Raw genomic sequence first — 15,441 nt, 5'->3', positions numbered from 1 at the left:
GTATCCATCATCCTTTGCGACACAAGTAATTAATGATATGCTGTGCCGGCAAACGTGCCTCGCTCTTCAACAAAGCAATTGCCGCTCCCTGGCTCTCGATCCATTGATTTCGCTCATCTAGCAGCCGCATAGCCTCTACAGCCAGCTTTTGACCATCCAGTGCTTCTGCAGTGCCTACAGGCTGACTGCCGACGCGGCTGAGAAAATGATCAATTTTGGGATCGTAGGATATCCCCAAAGGGGGCACTTGATGGGATGCTGCATAGATCAAGCTGTGCAATCTCATCCCGATCATCAAACTGCAACGACTGACTTCCAAAAGCATCTGCTGAGGATCGGTAACCTGATCAGATATGCTGACACGGCTACCTGTTCCCCTAATATCCCCTAACAAATCCATTACCATCCTTGAAGCCTGCTCGTCGTCAGGCAAATGGAAAGGAAAGAAACGCAAGTGTACGCGGCGTCCAGCAGCTAATTTTTTCAGGCCGTCTGCGATAGCGGTCAAATCTCGATGCTCCTTGTCCCAATAGCGTACAGACACACCGACAGTCGGAAGTTCATCCTGATTAAGCTCAGCAGCAGCTTTGTGCGCCTGACCGGAATCGGAGGGCAATGGGAGTCCCATTACCGGATCGGGAACGACCTCGACAGTCGGACTCTTTAACTTCATGCTACCCAACAACGCGGCGGATTGCTTATCTCTTACAGATACATATTCGCAGCGTTGAAACACAGACCGGATCATGGGATAAAATATCTTTCGTTGCACCGGACCAATGCCCTGAGCATATACAAACGTCGGCTTTCCCGCCCATTGAGCCAGTTTGAGAATTGCGAGGTAATAAGGAATGCTTTTGGGACTTGTCGCGTCCTGAAGCAAGCTTCCACCACCACTGATTAGCCCGTCGCTGTTTTTAACCGCTCTTCGAACTTCCCCCAGACTCATACGTGGGACAGCTTCTACCCCATACATTTTCTCTGTCCATGCAGGGTCAGAAGATAGCACAACAGGCTTAACCGTAATCCTGGCTTGACGGCTTTCCTCCTCTAATGCAGTCAAAATGGACTTGAGTACCGCCTCGTCTCCACTATTGCGAAAGCCATAATAACCCGAAATGATTATCGTTTGAGCTGTGGTGACCATTTCTTCCAACATCCTTCCAGCACTTGCCATGCGACAATTGCGATAATCCCCAGAACCAGACCCAATCCCAATCCCAATAACCCACGGCTAAGCGAGAGTGCCGCTGGAGAGTGAATGTGAGCAAAGGTATCCACCATAGAGGCTTGACCTATAGCAGCTATGATCAGTACATAGATCGCTTTGCGGTATTTCAAGGCCAAGAACGCACCTGCAATAAACAGGGGGTGTGCCATCAAAAATTCCTTATTACGCGGACGTACGCCAAATGCATTCTCAAGGAAATTCCGGAAAACCAGCTCCGTGTTCGACACGGTTCCCGCATTGCCTGTACGGCTCAAGTAGTACATTCCCGCGACTCCGACAACAGCCAATACAACTACCCATAGTACGGTAATTGGTGTGCGCAGCAACTTGGAAATTTCCTCACGTATAGAAACGCCACGATAAAAGAAAATATATACCGCAGCCAAAAAGATTGGCAGAATGTGAAGCAAGCTTACACCTCTAAATTGGTTCAGTACAAGGCTGTAAGCAATACTGTTCAGCAGGGCAATGACAAAGGGCACCGCAGCCAGCGACAGGATTGCTGTTTGAACGTACAAAATAAGCGTTTGAACCAAACGCTGACCTGGAGAGAGCTCCTGTTCACGTTTAATTCTAATCGTACGTACGGCAATGACCATTGCAACCGTAGGACCACTAATTGCTGCGAGCAGCGCCAAGCCTTGCTCCATCAAGCTGGAGTTCAGGACATAAAGACCTGCAGAGCCAACCAAACCGAGTGCAAACGCCAGCAGGGTTAATGCCGGGACAAAATAGGACACCATAATGGAGAAGAATGCAAGTGCGCCCAGTACGACAACCATTTTCAGATAGCGTTGAATTGAAGAATCAACCACCTGGAATGGCTCAGCCTGTCCGAGCTCAAATCCCTTTTTCTCCATCCGTTGTACTGCATTCCCGGGCTCGCCCAAGCTGTGAATCAGATTATCTACCGAATCCTTTACTTTAGCCTCAGCTACACTACGCGTAGGGGCAGTATTAAGATACAGCATGCGAATATTGCGATCCTTGGTTGCCAATGCAAAACGATCGGCCAAGGTCTCGACATCAAGCGTTGAATCCTTGTCGCTCAGAGAATACAGCCGGACAACGTTATAGTGTATATCGTAAGCAAGCCTGTTGAAGCCGGCTTGTGGTTTTTTCAAGTTTTCAATAGCAGCCAGGCCAATATCATATTTATTAAGCAATTTAGCAAATTCCGCCAGGCTATGCTTTTTTTCGTTATCTGTAAAGCCTTTGACTGAATCTCCTTCAAACAAAATGCGTTTCACACCATTCTGCTGAAAGGAAGCCAGCATTTCTTCTGTCAGTTCCTCGTTATAAGGGAGACTGTCACTCATCCGCGGAACAATAAAAAATCCTTTGCTCCGAAGCTGCTTCATCGCAATCGGGTCAGGCTGCATCGGCTTAAGGTACGCATCCTCTGGGGATGTTTCCACAACGACCCCTTCCTGTCCCTGATAGCTCCAAGGCTTTACGTTAATACCCAGGCTTGTAAACGTACGTTCAATTAACGGCTTTAGTGCCTCAGCATTTTCTTTGTTAGAAAAAACAACGTACGTAAAATTCTCATTTGCAGGTGAAAGGCGTTTCTCCATATCTGCAACGTTCTGAGTCGTATAGGTTACGACCCGGCCCGCTTTGCGGAAATCGTCCAACGTACTTTCATACATTGCCATACTGTTCACACCCGCCTGCTTTAAGCGGTCAAGCTGCTCGTTCAAATAATCCTGCGGGTGAGCCTGATACGAAGCTGCCTCTGTCAAATCCCGATAATCGAATACAATCTCTACTTTTTTACTCGAGGATTCTGTCTTCACACGATCGGCGATGACTGGAATGGAGGCCAACAAACCGAGCGCGACCAGAGCCCACAACCATTTTCGAGAAACCGTATTCCAATACTGCCATTTCTGATACACCAAAGAACCTCCTTAATATCCGTTGCCGCAATAAGCCTATTTTCCCAAAGCCTATTCTAGATTATTCTGCAACATAGAAATGACCCCCACGGCGTACTGCCCTTTGCCGTGAGAGGTCACCGATTACTTATTACGTATCCAATTTGTCTTAACCTATTCTATTATAAATGGATTTGTCTCAAGCGTCTACGCGCGCCATAACAGCATCCACCAAACGGCTGATTCTTTGCTCCGCATCTGCCAGCGAAGAACCGCGTACCGCGAAGTATACTTTGATTTTTGGCTCAGTACCAGAAGGACGCAGACAGAACCATGAACCGTCTTCCAGTAAAAATTTGAGTACATTTTCCTTAGGAAGTCCGTCGAGCCCTTGCGAGTAGTCCAGCACCTTGTCTACCTTCACGCCTGCAATCTCTTGAGGAGCGTTGCTGCGCCAATCTGTCATTTTGCCCTGAATCTGTGCCACTCCGTCCTTGCCCTTCAGTGTACGAGACTCCAGCTTCTCAAGGAAGTATCCAAACTGCTCGTACAGCTCTTGTAAAACATCATACAGCGTCTTGCCTTGGGTGCTGTAATAAGCAGCAGCTTCAGCAATCAGCATGGCCGCCAGAACGGCGTCCTTATCGCGAGCGTAATTGCCTGCCAAATAGCCATAGCTCTCTTCATAACCGAACAGGTAGGTATAATCTCCCGTTTGGTCAAACTGGTTCATTTTCTCACCAATATATTTGAAGCCAGTTAGCGTATTAAACACAGTTGCACCAAAATGTTCGGCAATAACTGCGCCCATTTCGCTGGTTACGATGGTTTTGATGACCGCCCCGTTATTCGGGAGCTTGCCTGTTTCCTTCAACTGATTCAACAAGTAGTACACCATAATCGCGCCGGACTGATTCCCGGACAACACCACATATTCGCCGTCACGGTTCTTTACAACCGCCCCCATGCGGTCAGCATCAGGGTCTGTTCCGATCAACAAATCCGCACCAATCTTCTCGCCCAGTGCAATCGCCAGCTTGAATGCATCCCGTTCTTCCGGGTTCGGCGATTTGACGGTGGAAAACTCAGCATCCGGCAGCTCTTGCTCAGGTACAATATGCACCTGCTCAAAGCCGATTTTCTCCAGCACACGGCGAACCGGTATATTTCCAGTGCCATGGAGAGGTGTAAACACGACCTTGAAGTTTTTGCCTGGTCCAGCTGCAATCAGCTGACGGTTCACACTTACACTGGCTACCGTATCTACAAACGCTTCATCTTCCTCTTCTCCAAGCCAAACCAACAGTCCCTGCGCCTCTGCTTCTTCACGGGTCAGACGGTGAATATCAAAAGAAGGAACCTCACGGATATAACCAATCACCTGTTCAGCCTGATCAGGAACAAGCTGACCGCCTTCATCATTGTATACCTTGTATCCGTTATATTCAGGCGGGTTATGGCTCGCAGTTACGACAATCCCTCCACTGGCCCCCAAATGACGTACGCTAAATGAAAGCTGCGGCGTCGGGCGCAGGGACGGGAACAACTTAGCCACGATACCGTTGCCGGCCAGTACCAAAGCTGCTTCCAGCGCAAACTCTGGCGAGAAATGGCGTGAATCATGTGCAATGACAACCGAAGGCTTGCCTTCTTTTCCAGCATGCTGCTCCAAAATGTAGCGAGCCAGTCCTTGAGTCGCACGTCCAATGACGTAGCGGTTCATTCGATTGCTGCCTGCCCCAATTACTCCACGTAGACCGCCTGTACCAAATTCCAGCTCTTTGTAAAAGCGATCCTCCTGCTCCTGCTCGTTGCCCTCCAATGCCCGCAACTCCTGTTTGGTTTCTTCATCAATATAAGGGTCTTGCAGCCAGCTCTCAATGCCTTCTAGTGCTTTTTTACTCAACTGCGTCATACGTTATTTCCCCTCTCCATTTTTGGTTGTCAAAACAGGATTTCTATGTACACATGCACTCGGTTCAAACGTCGTGCTTATGTCAGCAGAGCTTGCTTATTGGGAAGGATCGGACAAAGCAAACATAATCTCGCCCTCAGCTACTACCGTATTGCCTACTTTAGCCGTAGCTTTCCCTTTGCCAAATGCTCCTTTGGAACGGGTTATTTCCACTTCAAGCGTCAGTGTATCCCCAGGAACCACCTGTCCACGGAAACGGAAGCCATCCAGCCCTGCCAAGAAGCCGATTTTACCGCGATTTTCCTCTAGATGCAGCAATGCGACAGCTCCAACCTGAGCCAGGGCTTCGGTGATCAGCACACCTGGCATGACCGGATATCCCGGAAAATGTCCGATAAAATGAGGCTCAGTCATTGTTACATTTTTAATGCCTACTGCTCTTTTCCCTTCCTCCAGCTCAACAATGCGGTCCACCAACAAAAATGGTGGTCGATGCGGAATAATCTCCTGAATTTGATTAACATCCAATTGCAATTTGTCCATTTACCTTAATAACTCCTTCCGCTTGCAGATTCGATCCTGAATCGGTCATGAATTGCTGCAAGCATAATATTACCCATCGGTGCTGCATAAAAACAGTTCATTGCGGCAACAATGATAGATATCCTTCACCTACTGCAGAAGTGAAGGTTGAGATAAGGGGCTTTTTCCGCCGGTTACGCAACCAGAGGCGCGAAGAGGCCCTTTTGCCCGTGTTTGGTCTTACCCCGCAGTGCTACAAACTTCCCCATCATTATACAGTTATCAGATGCAAAAAGAAAATTACGCGGAAGTACCATATTGCTTGCTCCTATTATGGGGTAAAACGAGCGTTCAATTTGAGTCGAGGGGGACGGGCTGCGCGATTTATTTGATCTTCCGATCGCTGTTGCCCCTTATTTTTTCATTTTATAAAACCTGTAAGGTTAAAATTTAGGGGCAAAGGCGAACGCTACCGCTTCTCCAGATTCAAATAAACCTCTCCGCCGAGTTACTTTTGGCTCAAAAAGAAAGCCTCGCTTCAATAATGCTCGCTTTTCGTGAAGGGCGGAACAAAACCGAAGGCCTCTGCGATGGCCTTCATTGGCACAATCCATGCGTGCTACGCTGGAGGCTTCTGCCGTTAAAGGCACAACAAAACCCTGCGCCACTGGCACAGGGTTTTGTTTTTATTACTACCCACACAAATTGCGGGTGGTTTATTTTAATAAAAGTGGCTCTGATGGCGGGTAGCAGCGGAGCGGGCAGAATTGTTCTGGAGAAGCGCAGCGTTTGCCTTTATCCCCGGATTCAAACCCCCAATGTTTTAAAATCAAAAAGGAATCCGGGGATAACAGCAATCGGAAGAACAATCTGCACGCGAAGCGGTCTTTTCCCACCACAGCCACTTTTTTAAAGTAAACTAAGGCGCAAATATAAGATCAATGACGTGCTGCCAGGTTTTCCATTCAAATACGCCTGCCAGTCCTTGCTTACCTACAATCACGTATCCTGCAATCAAACCACCTAACAGCGAAAACAGGAGCAGCAGCGGAACTACGAAATAACGGGCAGTACGCCAGCGGGACTTAGTCTTTTCAGGTACTGGACGGGAATCGGATTGTTCTTCTTTCATTACCAAATATCCCTATGCCCTCAGATTATTAGCCAGGTTCATCATCGTATCACTAGAAGTCAGCGCCCGCGCCGCCATTTGATACATCCGCTGAACTTGCATCATATCCGTCATTTCACCTGCTAAATCCACATTGGACTGTTCCAGGTAACCGGAACGCACGGATACGTCCGTTGGAACAGCACCCGCTACACCTGCTGCACCGAACACATTTGCTTCTGTTACTCCATTCGCCAATACGAACAGGTTATCATCCCGCTGCTCTAGTCCTTCTGGACGCTGAACATCCATCAGCTTGATCCGCTGGCCAACTGTTGGTTCACCCGTTCCATTGGCACGAATCAACAACTCACCGTCCGAATTAATGGCTACCTTAGAACCCGCTGGCGCAGTCACAGGAATATCATTGCTGTCCAACACCGAATAGCCTTCAGCCGTGGTCAACATCATCGTTGCACTATCATTCGGATCAGGAACAAAATGAAAGCTGCCGTCACGCGTCCAAGCTTTTTGTCCATTGCCCTGAACCTCAAACATGGCATTGCCCTGAATCGCCAGATCAGTAGGAAGTCCTGTCTCCTTGAGTGGACCTTGTTCCATATTTTTCATAATCGAGGCGATTTTAACTCCGTAGCCCAAATTATAGCCGAGCGGCATAGCCCGCCCATTTTGGAGATATGTTGAAGGCTGCTGCTTTACATTAGCCAGCACATCTTCAAAGGAACCCTGTTTACTCTTATAACCAGTCGTATTAATATTGGCGATATTATCGGCAATCAAATCCAGACGCTGTTGCACACTGGCCATAGACACCATTGCGCCAATCATGGAGTTGTTCATCACTTACCCCCTGTTATACACGGCCTACTTCGTTAACGGCCTTGTCCAAGCTTTTATCATAAAATTGAATAACCTTCTGATTCGCTTCATAAGCTCTTAACGCAGCCATCATATCCACCATCGACTGAGCAGCATCCACATTAGATACTTCCAGATAACCCTGGCGAACGGACACAGCATCGTTAGCAGTCATCATTCTGGCTGTAGCACCATCCGTATCATTCAGGCGGAAATTCCCATTGCCCTCACGCACGAGTTGGTACGGCCGATCAATAACACTAATTCCGAGCGTTGTTCCCAATGTCTGGTTGGACTGGCTATCCACCAATTCGCCCCGCTCATTTACTTTAAGTGCTGAGACAGCACTCGTCAATTGAATCGGATTACCATTTGTATCCAGAACTGCTGAGCCAGTCGACGAAAGCAATGCTCCCGCTCCATTTACGCGAAAATGTCCGTCACGTGTATAGCGTACATTTCCGTTATTGTCACGGACCGTAAAAAACGCTTCTGGACGATAGGTGACTTCACCGTTAGCATTAACAAATTTCCCTGCCTGATCAAAAGCCATAGGCTGGCCCGTTGCCGGGTCGTTCACACTAATGTTGGACTGTATCGCGAAATCCGTAGCTTGTCCGCTGTCCTTCAATGCCCCCTGAATGTAAGGGGAGAGGCTTTCCTCGGCAAAAACGCCAGTATTGAGCTTGCCGACCGTACGATCCGGATTATCCGGGTTGCCGCCCGTCATGGAAATAAGCATTTCGGGAAAAGAACGTTGAACACTGTTCTCCTGTTTGTATCCCGGCGTATTCATATTGGCAATATTTTGCGTCACGGTGTCATGGCGTCGTTGCTGTGTTGTCATTCCGGCTGCCGCAGTATATAAACCTCTCAACATGTATCGTGCACCCCAATCCTGTACTCTGCTAATGCATCATCATCTGCTCGCACGGAGGAAGCGGAAGCCGACATGCTAGGCAACCTGTCCGACCGCATACGAGTCTCTTATAGTCACTATCGGCAGATTAGAACTTTTTCTTAACCACATGATCCAAATTGTCCAGCATAATTCCTGTACCTTTAACGACACAATGCATCGGATCCTCGGCAACCAATACCGGAACACGCAACTCTTCTGCAAGCAGTTCGTCCAGTCCGCTAAGCAGCGCACCGCCGCCAGTCAGAATGACACCACGATCAATAATATCGGCTGATAGTTCCGGTGGGGTCTGCTCCAATACAAACTTGGCTGCGGCAACAATCGCTGACACAGGGTCTCTAAGCGCCTCCTGCACTTCATCGGCGGAAATACTTAATGTTTTCGGCAATCCGGATACCATATCCCGTCCACGGATGTCCATCTCCGCACGTCGCCCACTCGGATTTACGGTTCCGATGGCAATCTTGATATCCTCGGCCGTACGTTCCCCAATGAGAAGCTTATATTTTGTTTTCACATACTTCATGATGGCTGAATCAAACTTGTCGCCTGCCATTTTAATGGAAGAAGCCGTAACCACATCCCCCATAGAGAGGACTGCAACGTCTGTCGTTCCGCCACCAATATCCACTACCATGTTGCCGCTGGGCTCAAAGATGTCCATTCCTGCTCCGATAGCAGCTGCTTTTGGCTCTTCCTCCAAAAAGACTTCTTTCGCCCCGCTGCGCTCCGCCGCTTCACGAATCGCTTTTTGTTCCACTGAGGTAATGTTCGTCGGCGCACAAATCAAAATACGAGGGTGGCTGTACCAGCTTTTTCCCCCTACGCGATTGATAAAATATTTTAACATTGCCTCCGTCACTTCAAAATCGGCGATGACGCCATCACGCAATGGACGAATAGCTATGATATTACCAGGAGTCCGTCCAACCATACGACGTGCTTCCTCTCCGACAGCCAATACTTTCTTTGTATCGCTTTCTATCGCGACAACGGAAGGTTCGTCAAGAACAACCCCCTTCCCTTTGACGTGGATAAGCACGTTGGCCGTACCGAGGTCGATACCGATATCATTACTGAACATATTAAAAAGGCCCCCAAAGTGATATTTTAAAAGCTAAGATTCGACAAGAAGCGGCAAATATATGTATAAACCTACGGTTACATGTCATTTTTCGTCTTGTACCATCTTTTAACATATCATACTTCAGGGGGTTGATTCAATGGCTTTGCCAGCCAATTCACCATATATTTTTAAGACTTGCCGGAAACGAGAATCTCCCTTCTTTTCCCACTCGTTTTTTTGTACTTGATTTTCGTCGCTTCCCCTCCCCGCAGATGGCGGATGGATTTATGGTATTCGAGAATATGCTTCACTTGATCGGCAAGATCCGGGTTGATTTCAGGCAGCCGTTCGGTCAGATCTTTATGCACCGTGCTCTTGGAGACACCAAATTCTTTGGCAATCGTACGGACCGTATTCCTTGTTTCCACGATACAGCGACCGATTTTGATGGTCCGTTCCTTGATGTAATCGTGCACGCTCCCGCCTCCCTACTGTGGATAGTTTGGTACATTATATGAGGAGCGTGCTTATATATTCGCGGTTTGGCGGGAAGACATGCTTCGGAAGGCCTATTTATTTGCCAGCAACAGCTTATCTGTTTACCTCATGAACAAAAATGAACAAGAAAAAAGCAGGGAATATGATTCCCCGCTTTGCATGCAAAGCCATGACCGAATTTATTTTTTAGGAAGCAGACCTGTAGGATTCACCGGCTTGTCATCCTGATACACTTCAAAATGCAGATGTGTTTTCAAATCCTTTTCAAGCTCGTTACGACCTGCTGAAGCAATTACATCGTTTTGTTTAACTTGATCGCCCTCTTTTACCTTCAGATCGCTCAAGCTTTGATACACCGTTTTGATATTGTTATCATGCGTGATTTCTACGACATTTCCCATCAGCGGATGCTGTTCTACACGGGATACCTTGCCACTCAGGGCAGCTCTCACTTCAAACGTCTGATCGTCGGCCCGGGAAAGATCAATTCCGGTGTTAGCAGTAAAGGTTTTATCATACTCTACCATTGCTGCTGCCTGTTCATCCGCTGTGGCATTTTCGTCAAAAAATGGCTTTACGACCTTTACTGCGGCGGCATCTGCCACCGGCCATGCGATATTTTCCGACTGGGCAACGACTTCCACACTTTCTGGCTGTTGTCCGTTGACATCGGTATTGACTGCGCTTGTGTTTTGTACCGATGAACTAGCTGGGTCAGGTTTGAAAGACTTCTGGCTTGCATCCTGATAGACCCACACTAAGGTTAGTATAATGGCTGCTGCGGCAATGTAGGCTGCCGGGTATGCCCACCTTTTGGACAACAGCTTTTTCCACGAAGACGGCTGTGAAGCTCTTCCACCCTGAAAGGTTTTGGGTGTTTCTTCATGATTTTGGTTCTGGTTTTTATTTTGTTCACTCATTTGCTCATCACCTCAGTAACCAGTGTTACCGGGTGCAACTCTTTTATACTTCAAAGTTTTGAAAAATTTACTAACTTAGAATACGAGAAGCCTGTGCAAAGGAAATGCCAGTATAGTAGTGAAGAAGAATTTGAGTAGCTGTGTGCCCTTCCTTGGCCATTCCGTTGGCTCCCCACTGACTCATGCCGACACCATGGCCGTAGCCATAGGTAGTTATAGCAATCTTGTCTCCTTCAGTCCTCCACGTAAATTCAGCCGAACGCAGTCCCAGTTTGTTGCGCATTTCCGGTCCTGTAAAGACTGTTCCTCCTACTTCAATCTTTTTGATGCGATGCCCTTCTGTCTTGGAAAGTACCCGGATCTCGGGCATATTTTCTCCTCCAGTAGAAGCGGCTATCGCAGCACGGCTCAATCCCAATCTATCAAACACGCTCTGACGGCTCAATGTGATGGTTTCTGTATATCGAGGTGCCAGCTGCTTGTCCCAGGGACTCGACACGCTCCGTAAGTAGGGCACAGCTTTGGCCCATACATCCTCTGAATTTTCGGTATAGCCATTGCTGGTAGAAAAAAAAGAAGCGGTAATCGGTTTGCCCTCATATACCATGATCGTATCCTTGGTATCGCGCACAGCCTGCCGAATTTTAGCCAGCTCAGCAGCTTTACCGGAATGTCCCCACTCTCTAGTAAGCCTGGCTTTAGAAATGTAAGCCTGATGCTTAACGGTATCCGTCACATCCGCTCCTGCCGGAGCGCCGCTGGTGTCATCAGCCAGCAAACGCCGGGTGATGAAGGTGCGCGCGGCAATGGCCTGGGCCTTCAGTGCCTCGCCTTCGAAGCTGGGCGGCATTTCGGCGGCTACAACGCCAACAATGTACTCCTCCAGCGGCAGCGTCTCTGTACGGCCCGTAGACGTGACGTACACGCGCACGTCCGGCTCCGCCACTGCCGGAACACTGCGCGCTGGAGCCGCGGGCACCGCTGGTATGGGCGGAACCCCCGGCAGCCGCGTGACCGGGGCCTCAGGCTTCGCTGCCGCGACGGGCATCTCGGGGGCTGCCTTGCGGCCGCCCGGTGGCAACGGCTGCGCCGTATGGCGAGGCCACGCTATTAGCGCGGGCACAGCGAGTGCAAGGGCCAGCAGGCCTGCTACGGCGGCAGCTGGCAGCCAGGGGCGGTGGCTGCCCCAGCGTGTGCCCCAGTGTGGTGCACGCCCGGCGGCAGGCCGCAGGTACGGCCCTGGCACCGCCACCGGCGGCAGGCTTGTGCCGCTTGTGCCGCGAGCTCCTGCGCCGGAGGTGAGCGGCGACGCACCTGCGGGGTGCAAAGCGGGGGCCACTGCCGTTGCACGCCGGGCGTACCCGGCTTCAGCGGGCAATGTGCCGCGTGTGCCCGACCGCTGCTGAGCAAGCTTGCTTGTTTGGGGCGAGGCAGCTATAAAGCCGGGACTTTCCTCTGCAGGCAAAGTCCGGCGATGTTCGTTGGCATGATGAATCGGTATACGAATGCGAACCTGTGAATCTTTCATAGGCTGAAACCTCCATCTAAGGGCTGAATATCCGACTGGAAGCAATGATCTGTTCCAGTAGATATGTTCAATCATATGAGGTCGTCCACTTTGATAGAACCGTTTTAAGAGAACTGAAAGAATGAAAAAAGACAAGCTGAAAACACAAAAAAACCAAGCCCTCCCGGACTTGGTTCCTAGTTGTTTGTAAACATGCTCATACGTTGCATGAAGCTGCGTACGTTAAAGCTTAAGCCAAAGAAGGCTGAATCTTTTTGAACAGATTTCCTGTAGTCTCTTCCGGCATCACACGCTCTGTACTGGACGAATGATCCAGCTTCGGCTCTTCTACGGTCACTCTGTAAATGTCCGCACCCAATCCAGTCAGCTTCTCAGCCAAATGAACGTAGCCACGATCGATGTGATGTACACCGGATACTTCCGTTGTCCCTTCCGCAATAAGTCCCGTCAGAATTAACGCAGCACCTGCACGCAAATCTGTCGAGGTCACCTTCGCACCTGTCAGCTTCGCATTGCCGGTTACAATCGCAGAACGACCTTCGACCTTAATCTCCGCATTCATGAGATGAAATTCATCCACATGCATGAAGCGATTTTCAAAGACGGTTTCCGTGATAATGCTCGTTCCTTCAGCAGCAAGTTGAAGTGCCATCATCTGCGACTGCATATCCGTAGGGAAACCTGGATAAGGCAGCGTTTTAACATCAACGGCTTTTAACGGTTTATCCGCAATGACACGAATTCCGTTTTCATCTGGTTGAATGGTTACTCCCATTTCTTCCATTTTGGAGATAACAGGTCCCAAATGATCGGATATTGCGCCTTCTACATATACGTTCCCGCCTGTGATCGCAGCAGCAACCATATAAGTACCTGCTTCTACACGGTCGGGAATAACCGTATGTTTTACACCATGAAGCTTTTCGACGCCTTCAATACGAATAACGCCTGTGCCTGCGCCGCGTACCTTGGCTCCCATACCATTGAGGAAGTTCGCAAGATCAACAATCTCAGGTTCCTTAGCAGCATTTTCAATAGTGGTTACGCCCTCGGCAAGAGTAGCGGCCATCATAATATTCTCGGTTGCTCCTACGCTGGCTACATCCAAATAAACTTTGGCTCCACGCAGACGCCCGTTACTTTTAGCTTCAATAAAACCTTGGCCCAGACTAATCTCGGCCCCCAATGCTTCAAAGCCCTTCAAATGCTGGTCAATTGGTCGTGTGCCAATTGCGCATCCGCCTGGAAGTGAAATTCTTGTATGTCCCAAACGTGTAAGCAACGGCCCCATAACCAAAAATGATGCGCGCATTTTCCTAACCCACTCGTAAGGGGCTTCACAGGAAATTATCTTCCGTGCGTCAACACGAATGACCTCATCTTGGTATGTAACGCCTGCTCCTAAGGACTCCAGTACTTTGTTAATAGTCATCACATCGTCTAGAGGAGGTGCATCAATAATAACACTTTCTCCTTCTTCTCCTAGCAGAGAAGCGGCGATGATCGGCAGAACTGAGTTTTTGGCTCCGCTGACTTTGACACTCCCGGTCAATCTGTTGCCACCGCGGACGATAAATTTGCTCATCTATGGTTCCCTCCGCGCGTCATTTCCCTTTTCCTTCATGGAAAAAAAGAACATATTCCGCTATTTTCATACCTTACTTTTTCATTACATAAAAAACAAGATTTTATTAATACCCTAACTGCCATCATACCACTGTTCAAAACAAGTATACAAGCGTTTTTTGTACTTGTTGTCCATTGTACTCCAACTGAATCAGTCGGCCATACATGCATGGTTCTTTTGTTTACCATTGTTGACAATATGGAACGATGTTATTCGACAATTCCCGCAGGGACACAGTTATAAAACCCTATAACCCGCTCACTCCATGTTAAAACAATACACTAGAGCATCTGGCTCCACGAGATGTAACTCAACAGGAAACCAGCAACCAATTGCCCGACGATAATAGCAAGAAACAAGTGCAACAATCTGCCTTGCGGTCCTTTGGGGTGCCGGATGATCAAATCCAGCTTTAAGCTCTGTAAAGCCCACCAGGCTAGCGCTATACAGATGAGTGACACGATCATGGAGATCAACGCGGTCATACTCGCCGATTGACTTAGCTGTTCAGCCAACTGCTGCTTCCCGTTCATCCGTAATCCCTCCCATCTGCTTCACAGACTTCTTTATAATACTCGGAGCACGCCTAATATGCTAGTCATATTTCTGTTTTCAGAACATTTATTTCGACAAAATATGAACAATTACTTCTGTTTCGTGAATTTAAAAGGTACTATGTACCTAGCTGCTAAGCAAGAAATAGGACTACATATTTGGTGATTATACCTAAAAAAGGGGCCCGATCACAGTGCCGAAGGAAGGAAAGGTTCTCCTCTCCTCCTGCCTGACACTCTCTGGCAGAAGTTATGAAGCGGTCTCCCTGTCATTCCATCCGTATACTATGCCGAACCCTCTTATAATTCCACTAAAACCTAATATTTAATTCTTACTTGGTTCTGATGCTTGTAGCATTCAAACGGTTAAGCGCCCGTTGCAGAGCCACTTCCGCCCGATGATGGTCTATCTGTTCCTGCTTGCTCTGGAGCCGCAGTTCCGCCCGCTCCCTTGCCGCACGGGCACGCTCTACATCAATATCTTCAGAGCGTTCCGCACTCTCAGCCAAAATGACCACTTTATCCTTGCGGACTTCAACAAAGCCCCCATTGACTGCGATCACCTCAGTCTGACCACCGACTTTAATACGTATCGGTGCAATCTTCAAGGGAGTGACCAAGGGAAGGTGTCCGGGTAAAATACCAAGGTCGCCTTCCGAGCCGCGAACACTGATGCTGTTGACCTGCTCTGCATAGACCAGGCGCTCCGGCGTCACAATCTCTAATAAATACGTGCTCACTTGAATCCCTCCTGAAAGCTGTCCACAGACAGCTCACTTCGTAAGGCT

At 48.7% G+C, this 15,441-nt stretch carries 14 protein-coding genes; all 14 read right to left on the bottom strand.

All coding sequences use genetic code 11. The features are described 5' to 3' along the window. Positions 1 to 7: 7 nt before the first annotated feature. Entirely contained in the window at positions 8 to 1,147 is a 1,140-nt protein-coding gene (csaB, locus tag B4V02_RS02080) for a polysaccharide pyruvyl transferase CsaB (RefSeq protein ID WP_094153591.1), read from the bottom strand. Next, a complete protein-coding gene (locus B4V02_RS02075) occupies positions 1,123 to 3,132 on the bottom strand; it encodes a DUF5693 family protein (RefSeq protein ID WP_094153590.1) in 2,010 nt (669 codons plus the stop codon). Before B4V02_RS02075 ends, csaB begins: the two co-directional genes overlap by 25 nt. 178 nt (positions 3,133 to 3,310) lie before the next feature. Next, entirely contained in the window at positions 3,311 to 5,026 is a 1,716-nt protein-coding gene (locus B4V02_RS02070) for a phospho-sugar mutase (RefSeq protein WP_094153589.1), read from the bottom strand. Positions 5,027 to 5,122: 96 nt separating this feature from the next. Next, positions 5,123 to 5,569 (bottom strand): 3-hydroxyacyl-ACP dehydratase FabZ, encoded by a 447-nt coding sequence (gene fabZ / locus B4V02_RS02065; protein ID WP_094153588.1) that lies wholly within the window; start codon positions 5,567 to 5,569, stop codon positions 5,123 to 5,125. Positions 5,570 to 6,467: 898 nt separating this feature from the next. Further along, the gene (locus tag B4V02_RS02060; protein ID WP_007432733.1) at positions 6,468 to 6,680 is read right to left on the bottom strand and encodes a DNA-directed RNA polymerase subunit beta; all 213 of its coding nucleotides are present in this window, start codon (positions 6,678 to 6,680) and stop codon (positions 6,468 to 6,470) included. A gap of 12 nt (positions 6,681 to 6,692) precedes the next feature. Continuing rightward, positions 6,693 to 7,520, bottom strand: coding sequence for a flagellar hook-basal body protein (locus tag B4V02_RS02055; protein WP_094153587.1), 828 nt, complete (start codon positions 7,518 to 7,520; stop codon positions 6,693 to 6,695). 13 nt (positions 7,521 to 7,533) lie between these two features. After that, positions 7,534 to 8,418, bottom strand: a complete 885-nt coding sequence (locus tag B4V02_RS02050; protein WP_094153586.1) for a flagellar hook-basal body protein — start codon at positions 8,416 to 8,418, stop codon at positions 7,534 to 7,536. A 127-nt stretch (positions 8,419 to 8,545) separates the two neighbouring features. After that, positions 8,546 to 9,544, bottom strand: a complete 999-nt coding sequence (mreB, locus tag B4V02_RS02045; protein ID WP_007432736.1) for a rod shape-determining protein — start codon at positions 9,542 to 9,544, stop codon at positions 8,546 to 8,548. A 170-nt stretch (positions 9,545 to 9,714) separates the two neighbouring features. Next, positions 9,715 to 10,002 carry a sporulation transcriptional regulator SpoIIID gene (spoIIID, locus tag B4V02_RS02040; protein WP_007432737.1) on the bottom strand — a complete coding sequence of 96 codons (288 nt, stop codon included), beginning with the start codon at positions 10,000 to 10,002 and terminating at the stop codon, positions 9,715 to 9,717. A 201-nt stretch (positions 10,003 to 10,203) separates the two neighbouring features. Then, positions 10,204 to 10,944, bottom strand: coding sequence for a stage II sporulation protein SpoIIQ (spoIIQ, locus tag B4V02_RS02035; RefSeq protein ID WP_094153585.1), 741 nt, complete (start codon positions 10,942 to 10,944; stop codon positions 10,204 to 10,206). Between the two features lie 70 nt (positions 10,945 to 11,014). Beyond that, positions 11,015 to 12,472 carry a stage II sporulation protein D gene (spoIID, locus tag B4V02_RS02030; protein ID WP_094153584.1) on the bottom strand — a complete coding sequence of 486 codons (1,458 nt, stop codon included), beginning with the start codon at positions 12,470 to 12,472 and terminating at the stop codon, positions 11,015 to 11,017. A gap of 229 nt (positions 12,473 to 12,701) precedes the next feature. Then, a complete protein-coding gene (gene murA / locus B4V02_RS02025; protein ID WP_007432741.1) occupies positions 12,702 to 14,057 on the bottom strand; it encodes a UDP-N-acetylglucosamine 1-carboxyvinyltransferase in 1,356 nt (451 codons plus the stop codon). Positions 14,058 to 14,380: 323 nt separating this feature from the next. Then, positions 14,381 to 14,632 carry a DUF1146 family protein gene (locus B4V02_RS02020; RefSeq protein ID WP_007432742.1) on the bottom strand — a complete coding sequence of 84 codons (252 nt, stop codon included), beginning with the start codon at positions 14,630 to 14,632 and terminating at the stop codon, positions 14,381 to 14,383. Positions 14,633 to 14,985: 353 nt separating this feature from the next. Then, entirely contained in the window at positions 14,986 to 15,393 is a 408-nt protein-coding gene (locus tag B4V02_RS02010) for a F0F1 ATP synthase subunit epsilon (protein WP_007432743.1), read from the bottom strand. Positions 15,394 to 15,441 lie beyond the last annotated feature (48 nt).

Source organism: Paenibacillus kribbensis, from assembly GCF_002240415.1.
Classification (GTDB): domain Bacteria; phylum Bacillota; class Bacilli; order Paenibacillales; family Paenibacillaceae; genus Paenibacillus; species Paenibacillus kribbensis.
Note: the sequence above shows the minus strand (reverse complement) of the source record. Positions and strands in the feature narration are given on the sequence as shown.